This window comes from Variovorax sp. CCNWLW186, from assembly GCF_037203865.1.
GTDB lineage: Bacteria > Pseudomonadota > Gammaproteobacteria > Burkholderiales > Burkholderiaceae_C > Variovorax.
This window is the reverse complement of sequence record NZ_JBBCBO010000015.1, coordinates 83,319-100,223: the sequence shown is the minus strand read 5'-3', so window position 1 is coordinate 100,223 and position 16,905 is coordinate 83,319. Positions and strand designations below refer to the sequence as shown.

The following is a 16,905-nucleotide window of genomic DNA, read 5'->3' as shown; positions in this document are numbered from 1 at the left end:
CAGCGCAGCGCTGCGCCCCATAGCACGACCTGGCCCCGGTACGTCAGAATCCGGCCTAGAAGCGGACCTTCGTCGCTTCTGACAACGAAGGGGATGCGCTAGCGTGTGCACAGCGAGCATGTGATGGTGGATCGCCCCCCCTGCTCCGGCTATCCAACTGCGGCAGCCCCGGCGCCGACTAATCGGCGAAGCGACATACCTGGGAGTTCAACGTCCAAGTCGAGACGTGCAGTCGTTGACGGCTCTGAGCTTGCTTAAAAGCTGGTTTCCTGACGCTTCATCAAAGGACAGCGAGGGCCTGGATCTCAACGAGCAGTTCGGGCAACCCGAGCCTTGAGACCTGGACCAGCGTCTCTGCCGGCCGAGCTCCGGCGAACTCCTTGGCCAGCACGAGCAGGTAGTTGCGATGATGAGCGATGTCCCTCAGGTACACCGTCAAGCTGGCAACGTTCTTCAGCGTGCCGCCCGCCGCCTCAACCGCTACCCGAAGGTTTGCGAAGACTTGCTTGAGTTGAGCATCAATGTCGCCCACACCGATCAGCGTGCCGTCGGCAGCTAGCGCGACCTGGCCAGCGATGAAGACCAACCCTCGGGGGGAATCTGCTCTGACGACTTGGCTAAACAGGTACGGCGACGAGTCCCACAGGTTCGCAGGCTGGATGGATTGCAAAGGCATTTCGAGGTTCTCTTCCAGGGTCGGTTCAGTCATGTTCGCGATCGGATGCAGCGGCCCTGTGCGAGCGCAGCAAACTGAGGGAACGGCTTCAGCGGCACCATCTGCACGTGCAAAAGGTTCTCAGCCACAAGCGGCAAAGCGTCGACGTAGTTGCGGGCTTCTTCCGCGGAACCGGTTTCCAGCTCCAGCGCAGTGCCGGGACTGTCGGCCAGCCCGTGCACGGCGCGCACGATCCCGGCACCCATGCCCCGCCACACAGCCTGGATTTCCAGTTCGCCCAGTCGCTCGAAATCGTCGGCGCCAGCGTCCGGGCGACGGGTCAGGATGGCGAGCGTTTTCACGTGGTAGTCCCCACCATGTCATCGTTCGTGTTCTCGATGTGTGCCATGAGGCCGGTTTGACCTGGCGCGATCTCCGGCTTGAGTTCGTTGCGGTTTGTGTAGTCGCCATTGTTCTGGGCCCGGAACGGAATAGGCGCATCAGTGAACAGGCCATCCAGGCGCAACCGCCATGCGGCCTCGGCGCGGGCTACGTGGTCGGCGTCCATCCGGCCGGCGCCGTAGACGGTAAAGGTGGGCAGCACGTCAAAGCCCGGAAAGTGCAGCGAGCCGTGGGTGACAGGGAACAGCAGTTGCTCGATCGGCCCATTGATTCCGCGCTGCCCGTAGTCGGTCTCGGGGCCACCTGTGGACACCGCGAGCAGTGCGCGCTTGCCCTGGAAAGCGCCCGCGCCGTAGCGGTATGCGTTACCCGCGTTCTTGTACTGGTGGGCGAGGCCAGCGGCCCACACCCGGTCGATCCAGCCCTTCATGATTGCCGGCATGCCGAACCACCAGAGCGGGAACTGAAAAATCACGGCGTCAGCCCTCAAAACCTTCCTCTGCTCGGCCGCCACGTCGGTCGTCTGCTGACCCGTGGCATAGGCGTGGCCCGATTCGGCGCCGAAAGATAGGCGCTCAGGATCGGACCGCTGCGGGAAGTCATCGGCGTCGAACACCGCCTTCCAGCGCATCGCATACAGGTCGGACCCCAGCACCGTGTGACCTTGGGCTTGAAGGCTTTGACGCGATACGCCTACCAGGTGCCGGGTGAGCGAGGTCGGCTCGGGCTGGGCATGGATGATCAGAACAGTCTTGGACATGAGAGAGGGTGCTCCAGGGGGTTGGGCCGTCCGAGAGATGGAGAGCCAGCGCTGCAGTTTGGCCAACTTGGTCTTATCAGTGAAATCGAGAAACGAGATGGCTATCATCCAAGCCATGGATGGCAGAAAACGCCTGGATCTGAACCTGCTAGTCACTCTGGAGGCGCTGCTGGCCGAGCAGAACGTCACCCGCGCAGCGTCCCGCCTGCACTTGAGCCAGCCTGCCGTCAGCGCACAGCTGGCGCGGCTGCGTCAGATGTTCGACGACCCCCTGCTGCTACCTGTTCAGCGCGGCATGACGCCGACCGCCAAGGCGCTGGATCTTCTTGCGCCTTTGCGCCAGGCACTGGATCAGGTGCGAGCCACCATTGCCACGCACCAGCATTTCGATCCGGCCAAGGCAGAGCTGGTGGTTCATATTGCATGCACCGACTACCTCCAGGCGGCGGCCGTGCAGTCACTAGCGCTTCGGCTGCGCCGCGATGCGCCTGGCGTGCGCTTGGGTGTACGCAACCTCGACGTGCCGCAGTTGGAGAATCAAATGATGCGGGGAGAGGTCGATCTGGCACTGATGACTGCCCACACCGCGCCATCTGGCTTGCGAAGCCGCCCGCTATTTCGCGAACGGTATCTGCTGGCCGGCCGCCAGGGGCACCCAGTGCTGCGGGAAGGACTGAGCGTCGAGGAGTTCGCGCTGCTCGAGCATGTGGTGGTGTCACTGCGCGGAGGCAATTTTGTCACTGCGGTTGACCATGCCTTAGAAGCGATGGGGTACGGCCGGAGAGTGGTGCTGTCGGCAGCATCTTTCCTTACGGTGCCGGACATCTTGAAGGAGTCTGACTTTGTCGCTCTGGTGCCGTCGCGGCTGCTGAAAGGCCGCCGCAGTGCAGGACTGATTTGCATCTCGCCGCCGTTCCCGGTAGAAGGCTTCGACGTGAGCATGGTCTGGCATGAGCGCAGCCACGGCCACCCTGCTCAGCGCTGGGTCCGCGACGCAGTGGTGCAGCTACTAGCGGAAGAGCTGCTGGCGCAATGACCAGATCGCTTTTGTTACTGGCCAGCCTCGCACTTTGTGCGCAGCTCTCGACAAACGGCAGCCCGCCATGGAGAGCATGCGCGCATGCTGAAGAACCTTGAAGAGCGCCTGATCGCGGGGCCGTTGTGACGGTCTTGGTCACGGCAAAAAGCGATTAATGGCCGGAACCGCCGCCGAGTGTGTTGAAAAACTCGCCCGGATCGCAGTAGCTTCCCGGGCCACCCGGGTTGAAGAAAATTGCACCGCGCCGCTGGGACGGCTGGGCAGCGCTCACACGCAGCATGGCCACTGAGGCATGGCCTCGCGCAGTGTTCTCGTAGTCCAACGGGACACGCACATTCGTACAGCGAACTCGGTCGCCTAGCGCCCGCCATCTGGCGCGGGTGACCTCATCGTCGATCCCGAGGACGCTGATGTCACAAGCCTCCCATTGCATAGTCTGTTCCCGATAGGTCGCGAGCGAGTCCGGTGGTGCTGGAGCTAGCTGGGTATCGCCATCGCCACCCCCACGGACCGAGTCAAGAATAACGCACGTCTGTTGTCCCTCAGACGAATGATGATTTCAAACTGGCCACAGCAAAATCTGACAGTGACGGGCAACGTTGGCCTCGGCAACATCTCTGGGTGCGCTGACGATGGCGTGCGTCACGGTTAAAACCGTCCGGCGGGACGGCGTAATGTGCATGTCTCTTCGTGGGAACACGCAGAACCACACCAGAGCGGGAAGGACGCAATGATTGCTTTGACGGGGAAACGGGCTTTGGTCACTGGAGGATCGCGAGGTATCGGCGCTGCAATCGCACTGGCGCTGGCAGATAACGGCGCCGACGGCGCTATCACCTACCGGCAATCGATTGTGAAGGCTGAATCAGCTGCAAGCGCGATCACCGGCGCCATGTTGGCTGTGGATGAAGGATCAATCGCCTGAGAGTCTTAGTATGCGCCGCTCACATGGCTTCCGCTTTAGCGCGCTCATCTCACCAATTCGGCGCGATGTCATTGCTACCTGTCTGGCCATCCTTGGCCATGGTCGAACAGCACGCCTTGCTGGCGTCGTCGTACTAGCGCTTGGACTCGTTGCTTGCGCTACTCTTCCCGAAGAGGATCCTCGCCTTCCGACCACTGCAATTGCAGTTCAAGGGCCTCTCACCCGCTTGGACAACATTGCACGGTCCTCGATCAGTGAAGCACCGCCCGAGGCAAGCGGCTTTCGAATGATGCTCGGCCCAGGCGGCCTCGACGCAAGGCTGGAGCTCATGCGTGGCGCACAGCGTTCGCTTGACCTCCAGTACTACCACCTACACGACGACGCAACCGGGCGCTTGGTGCTACGTGAACTGCGCAACGCCGCACTGCGTGGTGTTCGCGTGAGGCTGTTGCTGGACGACCTGTACACCGAGGATCTGGAAACGTTGCTCAACGGACTTGGCGCATTTCCGAACGTTGAAGTTCGCCTCTTCAATCCTTTCCCGACGCGCGGCGCCATCGCAAGCCGTTTTGCGGCTGCACTGCTGGACTTCGCCCGACTCAACCGACGAATGCACAACAAAATGTTCGTCGCAGACGGCGTCCTGGCTATTACGGGAGGGCGAAATATTGGAGACCAGTATTTCATGCGAAGCACGCAATCGAACTTCTTCGATTTTGAGGTACTCGTTGCCGGCCCCGTGGTTCCACAGATGTCCAGCCTATTTGACGAGTACTGGAACTCGACTCAGGTGAGGACGGCACCATCAGTGTTGAAGCCAGTTGCATCAGTTGAGACTTTGCGGCGTGCCTTCGACCAGCGCGTGAACGGAATAGACACACCTAATCCCTCGCCGTATCGCGGCCTGGACCGAATGGGTCGCTTGCCAGTAGTGGACGAGATAAATGCCGGGTCGGTACGGATGGTATATGGCGCTGCCCAAGCTTTTGCCGACTCGCCTGCAAAGGCCCGGGGCGAGCAGCAAAGCTATCGTTTGCCAAACGGGGCACTGTTGGACAACAGTCATCAATTGCTGGCGACTGAGTTTCGTGGCGCACAAAGTGAGATCTGGCTCTCCTCCCCTTATTTAGTTCCCGGACCAGAGGCTCTGGAGCACGCGCACATTAGTCGCAGAGACGGTGTCCGGATTAGCCTGCTGACCAACTCATTGGCGGCCACTGACGAGCCCGTCGTGCACACCGGCTACCGTCGTTACCGGGACAATATGCTTCGTGCTGGGATAGAAATATACGAGTTGCATCCACAACTTGGCCAGCGATTGCTGCTTCCCGGTGAGATTGCCAACGCACCCTTGCGTCTGCATTCCAAAGCTGCGGTCATCGATCGCAAGCAGATGTTCATCGGATCGGTAAATTTTGATCCTCGCTCACAAGGGCTAAACACCGAGTTCGGACTTCTCATACGCAGCCCTAGTCTGGCTGCGGAGGCGCTTAGCCTGATGGAGCTGCTTAAGAAAAATGCCTCATACCAGGTTCGGTTGAAGCAAGGATCGGAGCGCGATTTGGAGTGGTTGTTTGTCGAGAGTAACACTCAAAAGACGATTGATTCCGAGCCCGGCTCGGATGTCTGGACCCGTCTAAAACTTTACATGCAATCGTTGCTGATTCCGGAGTCTTTCCTTTAGAGAGCGTTAACGTTGTAGCCGCAGACCGGGCCAAGAGACATGTTGCGGGCTATTCAGTGGTGTTTGAGGTTCACTCTCAGCCAAGCCGAACCCCGATCACAGTGAGAACGTATAGGCAGGGAGTGCCGACGGCACTGATACCGTTTTGACGACTATCCCGGCGGCGCCCTCTGCGTCCGCAACTACGGAGGCAGCGGCAAGCGGCTGCGCAAGCAGTTTCGTGATTGCCGCTCTCGCGGCTGAGCTCGATCGCGGCATCGGTGCGATTTTCCGGAATGCCAAGAAGCCGCGTCAGCAGCATTACCACGTATCGTCATCGGTGTTGAGGACCAAGTGGTCCTACAACAACCGGATCAACCGCTTGTCCTCTGTGCAGGAGCACTTCAAGATGCGCCGCGCCATTGATCGCGGCATCTCGCCGGAGCGGTTGTCCAAAGCCCTGTGCGTGGATCTGGGCCAGATCAATAGAAAGGTGACTCTGCTCGATGGGGTCTGTCCTGAGGCGGTCGACCTGCTGAAGGATCGCCAGTTCTCTCCGGAGGTCACAGCCGCACTTCGCCGAATGAAGCCGGCGCGTCAGGTCGAGGCGGTCGAATTGATGATCGCTGCGAACAGCATCACGGTCTCATATGCGAGGGCGCTGGAGCTGGCCAGCGCCAAGGAAATGCTGGCGGCCGGAAAGCGCCCGCGCAAAGGTCGAGGGATCGACCAAGAACAAGTCGATCGGATGGAGCGGGAAATGTCCGGCGTGCAGGATCAGTACAGAATGATCGAGCAGGGCTTTGGGGAGGACACGCTCAACCTCGTGCTGGCCCGAGGCTATGTGGCCAAGCTAGTCGACAACAAATCGGTGTTCCGGTACCTGGAGCGCAACCATGGGGCAGTGCTCGAGCAAGTGGTGGGGTTGGTTAACTCAACCTCGGCAGATGTTTGAAAGTTGTCGCGGGGGGTTAAACGGCCCCCTCATCCGAGGAAGCACTGAGATTTCCCACGCCAACCTTAATCCCTCATCTCTCCGCCAGGGGCCTAACCCCGCCCGGGGGACGCGAGCGCGTACTTGTGAATCGGTTCCGTTAGGCGCCGTCGTCGCTCACATCGAACTTCAATCCGCGGGCTCGCAATGCGGCTTGCAGCGATGTGCTTTCCTCAGGAGTAAATCCATCGAAGTAGATCTGCAGCGTCTTCCCGCAGCTCAGAAACAGATCTCTATCCGGAGCCGCCCAAAGCTGGACACCGTGTCCAACCGTCGCTGTAAGAAAAACGAAGGCCTCCTCTGGAGAAATGAGGCTGATCTCTTCACCTAGATTGCTCCAGCCCGTGATCTCGGCGCTGACGGGATGCTCGAACTCCCACCCGAACGCTTGCAGGGCATCGAGTAGCTGGACGCAGCTTGCCGGGGAAAGGCGAGCAATCTCTTTCGTCATGACCAAATCGTAGCCGCTGCCACCTCACAGAACACGAACGGCGAAATAGGCTTCGTCGGTATCGCCCAGATCGCGAAAGCCCACCGTCCTGGCCGCGTCGAAGGCCTTGATCCAGCGCGTGGCCAGTGCGATCTCGTCTTTGGTGAGATCGCTTCGCCCGACTCACTCGCGTTCTGGAGCGCGCGCAGCGCCGGAACCACGTCATTGCCCAACTGCCGGTCGAGCTCGCGCCGGAAGCGTTGTTCCGCCACCTTCACCGCATCGACCGCCGGATGCGGATAGTCCGAGAGCCGGACGAGATAGGCGACGCGGGGTTCGGGCTCCACCTCTTCGAACCGGAAGGGTGTGTCGTCATCGCTGGCCTCCTGCGGTGCGAGGTCGACCGGTGCCGTGTGCATCGGCTGTAGAACGCCTAGCCGCGCCGTTGCGCGCCAAATGCGGTAAGCGTGAAACGGCAGATTCGAAACTTCGCGCTTCAACGCTCCTCGGCGGATGCGCACTTTCTGTGCAGCAGATTTTGGGTTCGCTCCCGTTTACCGATGTTGCTTACGGCCGGTGCGCCAGTTGTCGGACCGAGGGCCAACAAACTACGCCGCCTGCTGAGCGAGTTGGAATTCGAATTCGTCGCCCTCCTCCTCGGCGTGAGAAACCAGCGAGAGAGTGCCTTACCATTTGGGCGGGAGTGAGAGAAACAAGGCACGGGATTCGCGTATGCAGAATCACTTATTGGCTTCGTTCCAACGAGTCGCCTTTGCGGGCATGCCGCCGAAGATTGAATCCATTGGGCCGACGATGCACTATCGCTCGTCGAGACTCCCGCTGCGCTGCGGCGCACCGGGTCCGGTGTTGCTGGCGCTTAAGGCGGTGAAGACTGGTGAACCACGGAGCAGCCAGTTCGAAGCAAAGCTATATGACGATAACCACAGGCACGTCAATACCCCCTTATGGTTAGTTAATACTGTTCGGCAGACATGAAATCGACCGCTGCGCGCCAAAATCCTCCCCTGCAGCAGGCACGCTGCGCTGATGAAATTCCTTCACTATGAAAAATTGGTACAACAGCCAAGCACGTGACATCTGGACGAGACATGCAGCTGCACACGCGGCGCTGCCTGGGATGTCGCTAGTGCCCATGCAGCGTCCTGAGTTCGTACTTGAACCCGAGCTTCTTTTCGTTGGCATGAACCCCTCGTTCGCAAGTCGGCTAAAAAAATGCCCGATGAGATATCGCTTCGTCTGGCGACCAGTTTTCACAGACGAAGAACTCAGCGAACTCGAGGCGCATGAGCACATGTCTCGGCAGAATTACGCCGTGTACTTTCGCCCGCTAGAGCGTTTTGCACATGACGTAGGCGTTGATGCGAAACAGGTTGAGCATCTCGATTTATTGCCTCTCCGCCATACCAGCCAAGCAGAGGTTGTTTCTAGCTACTGGGGTAAGGCTGGAAGAGCCCACGTGGTCGTCGAAGAATGCTTTGCACTCTTCGAGGAAGCTCTGCTTCGCTTGAAACCGCAGATAGTTGTCGTAGCCAATGCTGAGGCATCGCGAAAGATTCGCGACCGGCTCGATTTGGCAACTCGCGACGGCGGCCGAAGTCACTACTGGACCGAGATGGAAGAGACTACCCTCTTCCTGAGCGGAATGCTGACTGGACAGCGAGCCCTCGATGAATTCTCACGAGCTCGCCTCGCCGCTGAGGTACGGGACCAAGTACGCCAACGCCGCGCCCACCACCCGCAATGTGCGCACACAAGTTTCCAGGTACTCAGCGCTTAGAGATTCGCAATTCCAGAGAAGTGATGGGCGAAGACCTCTCATTTCCATTCTCGTTTCGCCTCAAACCGGAGCTGAAATACTTTGGAGCTCAGTGCTCGCATTTCGAGCTTTTCATCTTATACAAAGAATAGGCCATCCAAAATGGAGTCGCCACAACGTCTCGACCCTTACGGCCTGCGCTAAGTACTCAATTTTCTCAGCATGAGTGATCTCTGGCCAGAGGATGAAAGAGTACCGCCAGCGCTCAAGGTCGTTCAGTGACGTGTCGCAGATCGCAAGAGACCCGGTTCCGTCACCCCCCCGGAACTCTTCAAGAATTCTCTCTCGAAGGCCTCCGTATCCCTTTATGCCTAAGCCGCCTATGCCGTTGTACACGAGCCGAAATTCACCTACACGTCGATTGCAGACCATGTCGAGGCCCTCGCGCTCCGACGCAATTCGGTTGACTGGCACGGCTTTCCTCTTCGGGCTTGGCTGAGAAGCACGAAGATCCTCATCTTTGTAGCTCGTGTAGAGCCAGTACAGTCCATCAGCCTTCGTTGGAGGTCCGTCCTCCAGTTTGAGGCGCCCCTTTGCTGATTTGGTAATTTTTCGAAGATGACCTTCTTGAGCGTCGTTAATTGAAGAGAGTGTTGCTAGGTACAAGTTGCTCACCGGCGAAGTAAAAAGAACAGAAAAATCCTGCTGCATTAACTGGGTTGGAGACTTTCCTGCGCGGGCGAAAGAGCGCACCCACACGGCGCTTACGCCTGCGACCGCCTGTCGTTCCGCCCCTCTCCGCCTCGGTGCGGACTCCAGACGTTTCTTCCACTTCGGCGGTTCTGAGCAACACCACGTAGCCCTACAAAACTCTGGCGTCACTGACTCACTGCAATCGCGGCGCGCCGCCTCAAGAGGTCATCGTGGAAATCTGGATCGCTCAGTTCGATGTAGTCGAACAATCGAGAGCGTAGGTATTCACGCACCTTGAAGGTCTTACCTTCCGGGTCTCGCACCGATGCGTCCCCCTCGAACCAGGCGAATGCGCGGCGCGCCTCTTGTTCGTCACCAAGCACCGTTCGAAACTGCCGGATGTCCACCTTGTCCAGAATCAACGCGTGTGCAAGCCAGCGGCGTTCTTCATCGTTCATCCATTTCGTGGTTCGCTCGTAGGCCCGCTTGAGCAGCATGGCGCTGCGGCCGCCCGATTGCGCTTCTTCTAGCCAGAGCTGAATGAAGAATGGGTACCCTTCAGTATCGCGCCAAGCCCGCTCGAGCTCCAACGGGTCATCTATCCCGTTTAAGCGCGCCAGTTCATCCAGCTCAATGCGATTCAACCCTCGCAGCGTAATAGGATCCAGCAGTACGCCCCCGAGTTGCCGATCCCAATCTCCACTAGCCGTATCGGCGAGGCGATCACGGCCGATAATCACCGCTATGGTGTCGAACTTGGCATCCTTGAGCAGAGGGAGAAAGTGGTCGACCAGGAAGCGCTCCAGCGATCCTTTGACTGCTTCATAGTCGTCGATGATGAGCAGGAGTCGATCAACTTTTTCGAACTTGGCGAGTTTCGGCTTGAAAAAGTCCTTGCTGTCGTAGCCCACAAGAATTGCAGAAAGGTCCTCATACAGCCGCTGGCTAAAGACTTGGAGTGGACCTTTTTTTAATGCATTGCGCATCGTCGCCGAACTGTCCAGTCCAAGTTTCTCAAGGAAGCCGATGTCGGAACTCTGCAGGGCACTCAGACCAGCGAGAGCTTTCGAGATGCCATCACGGTGCTTACCGAGTTCGCTGAAATTCAAGTACTCCTCGGTTTTGGGCACCAACTTGTTTACGGGTTTGCCGAGGCCCACGAGCACATCAATCGCGGACATAACCATTTCTGCCGCAGTATCTTGGGCCGGTGACCTTGCGTATTCCTCGAGGGCTTCACGCAGGATGTCCTCGTACGCTGTTACGGCCTCCAACAAGCCGGGGAAATATGCACCCGGAGGACGCAGCGGCAGATTTTTGCTACTGGGTTGAGCCGTTAGGCTCCGCACGGCATGCTGCACCGATTTACCTGTGTCGCCGTTCCCCCCTATGCGTACGACCAGGAAATTGCGCGCGTCAAGATCGATCTCTTGGCTCACGTGGTCGAAGAACGAGGTTTTTCCAATACCACCTGGACCTTCAACGCTGAGAACGCTTAGCTTGCCTGACCTCGACCTCTCTTCACCCCGAAGAACAGCTTTCAGACGGGCTGCCGAATCTTGCCTTCCAACAAAATGCTTCAAGTTTTCTCCTCGGGTTTCGTGCATCGACGAATCTCTAGCCCTATGCCGTGCGGATTCGTAGTCACATGCTGCTTGCTACTTTAAGTTACATCATAGAACAGCGCGGATGGCCTCCGAAGAGGAATGCGCGACTGCTTCTTCGACCCGAACATGAGGTCAACGAAGATCCGCTTGCGCGTTACAAGGTCCCGGGCCTGTTCACGTTCCTCATTGGGTTGTGCGCCAGGGCGAGACCTGGTAGCCCCGACAAGCCGCAATGCCGGGGAAGCTATGGAAGGAGCGCTCGTCGCCGCCCAGTCCAAGATTCAACTCCCGATAAGCAGGCATTTACGAAGGTCAAGGGGCTCCGGACGTTTGGCACGCGGGAACCTCAAGCGCGTGGCTGACAATGGTGTTGTTCTGGCAGAAGACGAGGAAAAAAAATGAGCGTGAGGCGGACCGAGAATGAGATTCGAGATCATCTCATCGCAAACTTAAATCTGATCGAGCCCGGTTTAACACTCATCGGTCGGGAGGTAGTGCTTCGAAACGACAAGGGCGCGAAGGGATTCCTAGACATTTTCTGTCGAACGGCCTCCGGAAAATTCCTGATCATCGAGGTGAAGCGCAGCGATGCAGCCGCTCGGGAAGCCATTCAGGAGCTGGTGAAATACGCAGTCCTCCTAAGACAGAATCTTTTGGTCAAGGACACTGAAGTCCGCTTGATGGTTGCGTCCACCGCGTGGCACGAACTCTTGGTGCCGTTCTCAGAATTTGTGCGCGAGACGCCGTACGACTGCACAGGTATTCAGCTTGTGCTCGGCAACGACGGGCTCGTCACCTCGGCCATCCCTGTCGAACTTGCAGCAGCGGACCGACCGCGCCGTCTGAGCCGAAGGCACTTCATTTGGGGATACAAGAACGAAGCCAAGGCTAGGACCGCCGTTTCAGTCATCGCAGCCCATATGAAAGAGGCCGGCTTACGGGACTTCCTTCTTCTCTTGCTGGCGATCAACAGTGGCGACGACCCGGCCATGCGTTTTGTCTACTTCGTACAGCAGGAGCTCTCACTCGAGCGCTACATGGACCTCATCCGAGCGCGATCCTCGGACGAGTCCTTTGTCGAGTTCAAAGGGTGGCTAAGCGACATCAGCGAACTAGAGGACAAAGTCAGCGAAGCCGCCGATAAGGTCTGGGAAGAGACTACAGATTCCGCTTCAGTCTTCGAAGCCTCCGGAGCCATCCACGCGCAGATTGCCTATCCGGAAAAGGCAGAAGTCTGGTTTTCGTCCGAGACGCTGGTCTCGATGGAGGTCTTCCGCTTCGGCCGCTTCGACGATCCGAACATCACGGACAGTCTAATCGTAGAGGAAATACGGGGGCACGACGGCACCTCATACCATCACATTGACATCAGGGCACAGACCGGATCGAAGACCGAGATGGCAGCGCTGCTTTCGGCGGCCGATAGCCTTTTTCATCTGAATCCCATCTGGCGGACAGCCATTCACGATCTGTGCAGCTACGCCATAAAAACGGGGACAGACGCTGTTCGGATGCGTGCATTCTCGAACGACGATATTCTTCGGACTGTCGCTTGCATCGCAATCGGCTGTCCGGACTATGCACCGACTTTCGCTTTCGAGATCCACCGCGGCGGACAGATTGAGCTGATCCTTGGGGTGATCGAATGGGATGGTCGTAAAGCTGACTTCGCTCACATCATTGCAGAGTATTTTGCCGGCGACCCGTTCCAGTACTTCATGGAGCGTCATTTCGGAGGACACCGGGCACTCAACGCAGACTTGATGGCTGAGATGGGCCTCTCCTATGCTGTCGGAAGGCTGGAAGATCAAAGTTTGATTCCAGTGCGAGTATCGTCGGCGCGCATCGAGGATGTCCGCGGGCCTCGGCGTCGTGCTCTGGCGGAACTTACCGACGAGAACTTGGATTTTTCGAGGGCACTGGTCGGTCTGTTTCACCGGCATGAACAAGCGTTTGCACACCTTTTTGAACAAGCCGCATTCGTGGCTTGCGAGGCCAGACTGGATGCACTCAAGAACGTCGGCAACGATGCTGATCCGACATACTGGAGTGGCAGCTTCGATCAATGTGACGTATGCAAGCGGGACATGGGATCAGCGAGATTCATGGTGGACAGCGCCGTTGTGCGCAATGGCCCGTGGGGCTGCATGTGTGCTGTCTGCTTTGATAAAGCAGGCGGGGAGATCGGATGGGGTTCGGGTCAGCTGTACGAGAAAAACGAAAGCGGCTGGCGTCTGGTAGGAGGTGGCGCTTCCAGCGAAGCAAGCGAGATCGCACAGGACGAGCGCTAAACGCTCTCCTCTCACCTGAGTCAACTTCCAGTATCGGCGCACCTGCACAGGAATGTCAGCACTGGAGACGACGTGCCATCGTGGAGTTCGGGATGCGCGGCGAGGTTGGCGTGACGTTTCCATATGTGCGCGGGCTGGCCCACGCGCAATGGATGGAAAATACCGCTTCGGTAAGCGAAAAATGGAGGAAATCGATATGCCTTTTCCCATTGAGCAGTGGGTACAGATTTCTCGTATCTACCATCAAGACACGCTCTTACTGGCCAATGGAGCGAGCATTGCTGTATCGCCAAGCTTCAGCTATGGCTCTTTGTTGGACCATGCTCAGCAAGGAGGCTTGCTCGAAGAAGATGTGTCCCTATTGTTCCATTTCTTTGAAACTTCGGATTTCGAACTCGTCCTTCGCTTGGTTTGGCAGGCGTCCAACGTCAATAAGTCACTCCGGATACCGGACAACCGCACGCATCAAGCCTATCTGAATGTCAGAGAGTGTTTGATTCGAGCAGTGCGCGATGTGCATCCTGAATATGACCCGGTGAGTGGCCGATTACCTAGCATGTATGAATTCCTCAAGGGGTTTGATACGGTCCTTTCACTGAACTACGACCTGCTGGTCTATTGGACGATGACTTATGGACTCAACGTTCAGGACGGTCACCTGTTCAAGGATTGCTTCCGAAATGGAATGTTCGACGACAACTGGCAGAGATTTCGTGAACCTTATAGGGAGCGGACCAACACCTTAGTGTTCTATCCTCATGGAAACTTGGCTCTGTGCCGCAATGCCGTGGAGCAGGAATCCAAGATTCATCGCGCCGGGGCAGGGTTGCTGGACGCAATTCTTGAGGCATGGCGCAGCGAACAAGTCGTTCCGCTGTTTGTTAGCGAGGGAACAACGCAGCAGAAGGTGTCCTCGATCCAGAATAGCTACTACTTGTCTACCGTGTATCGAGAGGTGCTCGCATCGCGGCGATCGACGTTGACGCTGTACGGATGGGGACTCGGAAAACACGACTGGCACCTGCTGCAACGAATGCGCGGAACCGGAATCCAACGGGTGGCGGTCTCTGTATTTCGTGGCGATCAAGCCTACTGCAACTACGCCCATCAGGTCATTCAGGACGAACTAGGGCCAGTTAAGGTGGACTTCTTTGACAGCGAAAGCCCAGGATGTTGGATTCAACCCGCGCCGCCGCCCGCTCCGAGATCCGGCAAATACGGGTACTGACACACAGCTTTGACTCAACGCAAAGTATTGTCAAGAAAGTGTCCGCGCACAGATGTCATTCTAGGCTGCCGCAGTCTTTGCCAGTCCTTGGTCCGAAGTGCGATTCTGAACGATTGCTGGAACCAGCTTCGACTACAGGCATGGTCGGTGCCCCATTACTGATGGAACCCCCGCATGGGATCCCAATGCGTCGATTGTCTGCAGCAGACTAGAGTTCATCGCCGTCGTTGACCACCTCAAGGAAACCACGGATGCGCTGGCCCTTATGTGTCGCGTCTTCGCGTGGCGGTGGGCCGCCCTTCAACACAGCTCGCGAAAGGAGCTGGTTCTGAGCGACGCAGGACGTCTCCGGAATCATGATGCAGTCTGGGCAAGCACCGCCAGCGGTGTCGCAAAGGCGGCCAGAGTTGCAGCGATGAGTTGAGGACTCCAAGAGTCGGGCCAGGAACCGGTTGTTCTCGTTTCGCCAGAGGGCTGACAGGTTGCCCAGGTCCATCGTCGTCCCGTTGCGATATACGACGAAAGCGAGGTCCAACGGGAAGATGTATTCGCCCATCGAGCCCAAGTCGAGGCCGGAAAGCTCAGCGATGTTCTTCATTAGCACGTGGGCATAGGTGTGCAGCAGCGTGTAGACGTAGCGGTAGGTGGCTGCATCCCCCTCCTTCAACAGCGAGAAGTAGCGCCCAAACGGTTGAGCCACCTCGAGTAGACGGCCACCGAGCTTGACGGTGCTGTCCTTGTTCCAGTCCGGCAGATCCATGACGTCGACAGCTTGCAGCCAAGCATATACCGCCTCCGGATCCAGCCTAACGTAGACCGCCTCATTTGCCTGTGTGACAACGTAGATGGGTCGCTTGCTGTTGCGCAGGGAGTCGAACAGGCGCAGCCGAACCGGGACGTTCTGCCCGCGCTTCTCCAGAACGGGCGTGGCCGAAACGCGCGTGTAACCATGCGTGAAGCGGCAGAGGTCGAACTCCCGAATCAAGCCAAGGTCTGCGAAGCCGAGTTTCTTCATGAGCCGCGCGGTCTCTGCCTCCTGCGTGGACTTGACCGTTGCGTCCTTCGGTGCAAGGTCGTTGTCCAAATGCTTGAACCTTACAAACTTCGCCCGGCTGCCGTCCGGTAGCGCGGAGAGCTTCCCTCGATTCAGGGCCTCATGCTCCACTGCTAGAACGAACGGGTCAAAGCGACTTGTGTATTCACTTCGAAGCGCCATCTGCGCCAAGATGACGGGCGGGAGTTCGACCCGCGGACGCACGAGAGGCGGGTCACTTGTGGTCCATCGTGTGATCAGCTTCTTGACCTCACTGTCGAAGACTCCGGCAACAATCTGGTCGTTCTTGCTCCGAGCGTCATCACGTAGCGCTGCGAATCGCTCATAGGACTCCCATTCGCTTGCCTTTCCTGCTGCCTCGAGCGAGTTTTTCATATCGTCGAGAGTGGGTTCGCCGCTGGTGAAACGGAACTGGATACCGATGAACTCCGAAAGCTCAAGCTGTCGTTGGGGCTCCAGCAGGGTGAGCAGCTGATGCTCGGACTCCGGGAACAGAACGAACTGGTCGGCCTGCGCGTAGTAGGCCGAAGACGCCCGATACGAGATGGGCTCCATCCGTCGCTCGCCAACTCGCTTGTCCATGCCAGGGCGGTCTCGGAACACTTCGGTGGTGAACGGGTCGTTCTGTCGCCACTCATCGGACCCCTTGTGGCCGCAAGTGGGGTTCGCGCAGTAGAAGTGCCACTTACCGATTCGCGGTGAGTCCGTGTTCAACTTGAAGGACTTTCCGCCGCAGACGGTGCACTCTTCGCCATGCAGTCGTAAGGCTCCCGTGCGAGTGCTCCACTCCCATCGTCCAGGAGTGACGGGCATCCACTCTCCGGACCAATGAACGAACACAACGTCGACTTGGCGCCACTGACACGGTCCTTTTGCATCCGGCGCAGTGCACTTGGTCTTCCGCATGCCATGAAGGTTCTTCGAGAGGTCATGGGCAGACTCAAACCGCCTAAACAGACGGCATTTGTTGCATACGAAGGTGAGCGGCGCTGGTGCGTAGCCCATCTTCAATGGGCTCAGGAAAGAGATGCGGTCACCAGCCAGAGGCACTACTGAGACGCCCTTCAGAAGGGCCTCATCCAAACACTGTTCGGGCTCGATCGGCCGCGTGTTGGAGCCTACCGAGTAGGCACGTGAGAACCAGGTCTGCCAGATTTCTTGCAGGCGCAGGATGATTTGTGCTTTCGTCGGCGCGGTGATGGGGGCGTCGTCCACAGAAGCCGAAAGGTCCGGAATCGAGATGCAGGCACCTAGGCCGCCCTCGAACGTGAAGAACGCACCTGGCGCATAGGCAGAGCCAAGTTGGCCGCGTGACCGAGTCATAGTCGGTGCGCTCAGTGTCTTTTCGTCCTCGTCTGAAGCGAGAAATGCTCCTGTTGTTGCCACA

Annotated in this window: 14 protein-coding genes and 1 pseudogene; 7 read left to right on the top strand and 8 right to left on the bottom strand. The window is 58.0% G+C overall.

All coding sequences use genetic code 11. The features are described 5' to 3' along the window. Positions 1-280 precede the first annotated feature (280 nt). The 3 genes from V9K97_RS18425 to V9K97_RS18415 are packed head-to-tail and all read right to left on the bottom strand — an operon-like array spanning position 281 to position 1,817. A complete protein-coding gene (locus V9K97_RS18425) occupies positions 281-709 on the bottom strand; it encodes a RidA family protein (protein WP_337319831.1) in 429 nt (142 codons plus the stop codon). Then, positions 706-1,017, bottom strand: coding sequence for a hypothetical protein (locus V9K97_RS18420; RefSeq protein ID WP_337319829.1), 312 nt, complete (start codon positions 1,015-1,017; stop codon positions 706-708). Before V9K97_RS18420 ends, V9K97_RS18425 begins: the two co-directional genes overlap by 4 nt. Next, a complete protein-coding gene (locus tag V9K97_RS18415) occupies positions 1,014-1,817 on the bottom strand; it encodes an NAD(P)H-dependent oxidoreductase (protein ID WP_337319827.1) in 804 nt (267 codons plus the stop codon). Before V9K97_RS18415 ends, V9K97_RS18420 begins: the two co-directional genes overlap by 4 nt. A 97-nt stretch (positions 1,818-1,914) precedes the next feature. Between V9K97_RS18415 and V9K97_RS18410 the strand changes: the two genes are divergently transcribed. The 4 genes and pseudogenes from V9K97_RS18410 (at position 1,915) to V9K97_RS18395 (ending at position 6,399) form a co-directional block, all read left to right on the top strand. Continuing rightward, complete coding sequence (locus V9K97_RS18410; protein WP_337319825.1) at positions 1,915-2,853, top strand: LysR family transcriptional regulator; 939 nt, start codon at positions 1,915-1,917, stop codon at positions 2,851-2,853. A gap of 733 nt (positions 2,854-3,586) precedes the next feature. Further along, a pseudogene (locus V9K97_RS18405) lies at positions 3,587-3,739 on the top strand (SDR family NAD(P)-dependent oxidoreductase); the annotation flags it as partial. A 268-nt stretch (positions 3,740-4,007) separates the two neighbouring features. Next, positions 4,008-5,465 carry a phospholipase D family protein gene (locus V9K97_RS18400; RefSeq protein ID WP_337319823.1) on the top strand — a complete coding sequence of 486 codons (1,458 nt, stop codon included), beginning with the start codon at positions 4,008-4,010 and terminating at the stop codon, positions 5,463-5,465. A 220-nt stretch (positions 5,466-5,685) separates the two neighbouring features. Further along, the gene (locus V9K97_RS18395; RefSeq protein ID WP_337319821.1) at positions 5,686-6,399 is read left to right on the top strand and encodes a plasmid partitioning protein RepB C-terminal domain-containing protein; all 714 of its coding nucleotides are present in this window, start codon (positions 5,686-5,688) and stop codon (positions 6,397-6,399) included. Positions 6,400-6,538: 139 nt separating this feature from the next. On the opposite strand, the gene V9K97_RS18390 is transcribed toward V9K97_RS18395, so the two are convergent. Continuing rightward, a complete protein-coding gene (locus V9K97_RS18390) occupies positions 6,539-6,889 on the bottom strand; it encodes a hypothetical protein (protein ID WP_337319819.1) in 351 nt (116 codons plus the stop codon). Continuing rightward, positions 6,886-7,368: a hypothetical protein gene (locus tag V9K97_RS18385; protein ID WP_337319817.1), complete on the bottom strand. Its 483-nt coding sequence runs from the start codon at positions 7,366-7,368 to the stop codon at positions 6,886-6,888. Before V9K97_RS18385 ends, V9K97_RS18390 begins: the two co-directional genes overlap by 4 nt. 563 nt (positions 7,369-7,931) lie before the next feature. Here V9K97_RS18385 and V9K97_RS18380 point away from each other — a divergent pair. After that, entirely contained in the window at positions 7,932-8,666 is a 735-nt protein-coding gene (locus V9K97_RS18380) for a hypothetical protein (protein ID WP_337319815.1), read from the top strand. Between the two features lie 111 nt (positions 8,667-8,777). Here the strand turns inward: V9K97_RS18380 and V9K97_RS18375 are convergent, their stop codons facing one another. Beyond that, positions 8,778-9,356 (bottom strand): hypothetical protein, encoded by a 579-nt coding sequence (locus tag V9K97_RS18375; protein WP_337319813.1) that lies wholly within the window; start codon positions 9,354-9,356, stop codon positions 8,778-8,780. Positions 9,357-9,523: 167 nt separating this feature from the next. After that, on the bottom strand, positions 9,524-10,921 hold the full coding sequence (locus tag V9K97_RS18370) for a hypothetical protein (RefSeq protein WP_337319811.1): 1,398 nt from the start codon (positions 10,919-10,921) through the stop codon (positions 9,524-9,526). Between the two features lie 422 nt (positions 10,922-11,343). On the opposite strand from V9K97_RS18370, the gene V9K97_RS18365 reads away from it, so the two are divergent. Both V9K97_RS18365 and V9K97_RS18360 read left to right on the top strand, forming a co-directional pair. Then, positions 11,344-13,236: an endonuclease NucS domain-containing protein gene (locus tag V9K97_RS18365; protein ID WP_337319809.1), complete on the top strand. Its 1,893-nt coding sequence runs from the start codon at positions 11,344-11,346 to the stop codon at positions 13,234-13,236. Positions 13,237-13,384: 148 nt separating this feature from the next. Further along, positions 13,385-14,464 carry a DUF4917 family protein gene (locus tag V9K97_RS18360; protein WP_443303643.1) on the top strand — a complete coding sequence of 360 codons (1,080 nt, stop codon included), beginning with the start codon at positions 13,385-13,387 and terminating at the stop codon, positions 14,462-14,464. A gap of 208 nt (positions 14,465-14,672) precedes the next feature. Here the strand turns inward: V9K97_RS18360 and V9K97_RS18355 are convergent, their stop codons facing one another. Next, positions 14,673-16,904 (bottom strand): hypothetical protein, encoded by a 2,232-nt coding sequence (locus tag V9K97_RS18355; RefSeq protein ID WP_337319807.1) that lies wholly within the window; start codon positions 16,902-16,904, stop codon positions 14,673-14,675. Position 16,905: the final 1 nt, after the last annotated feature.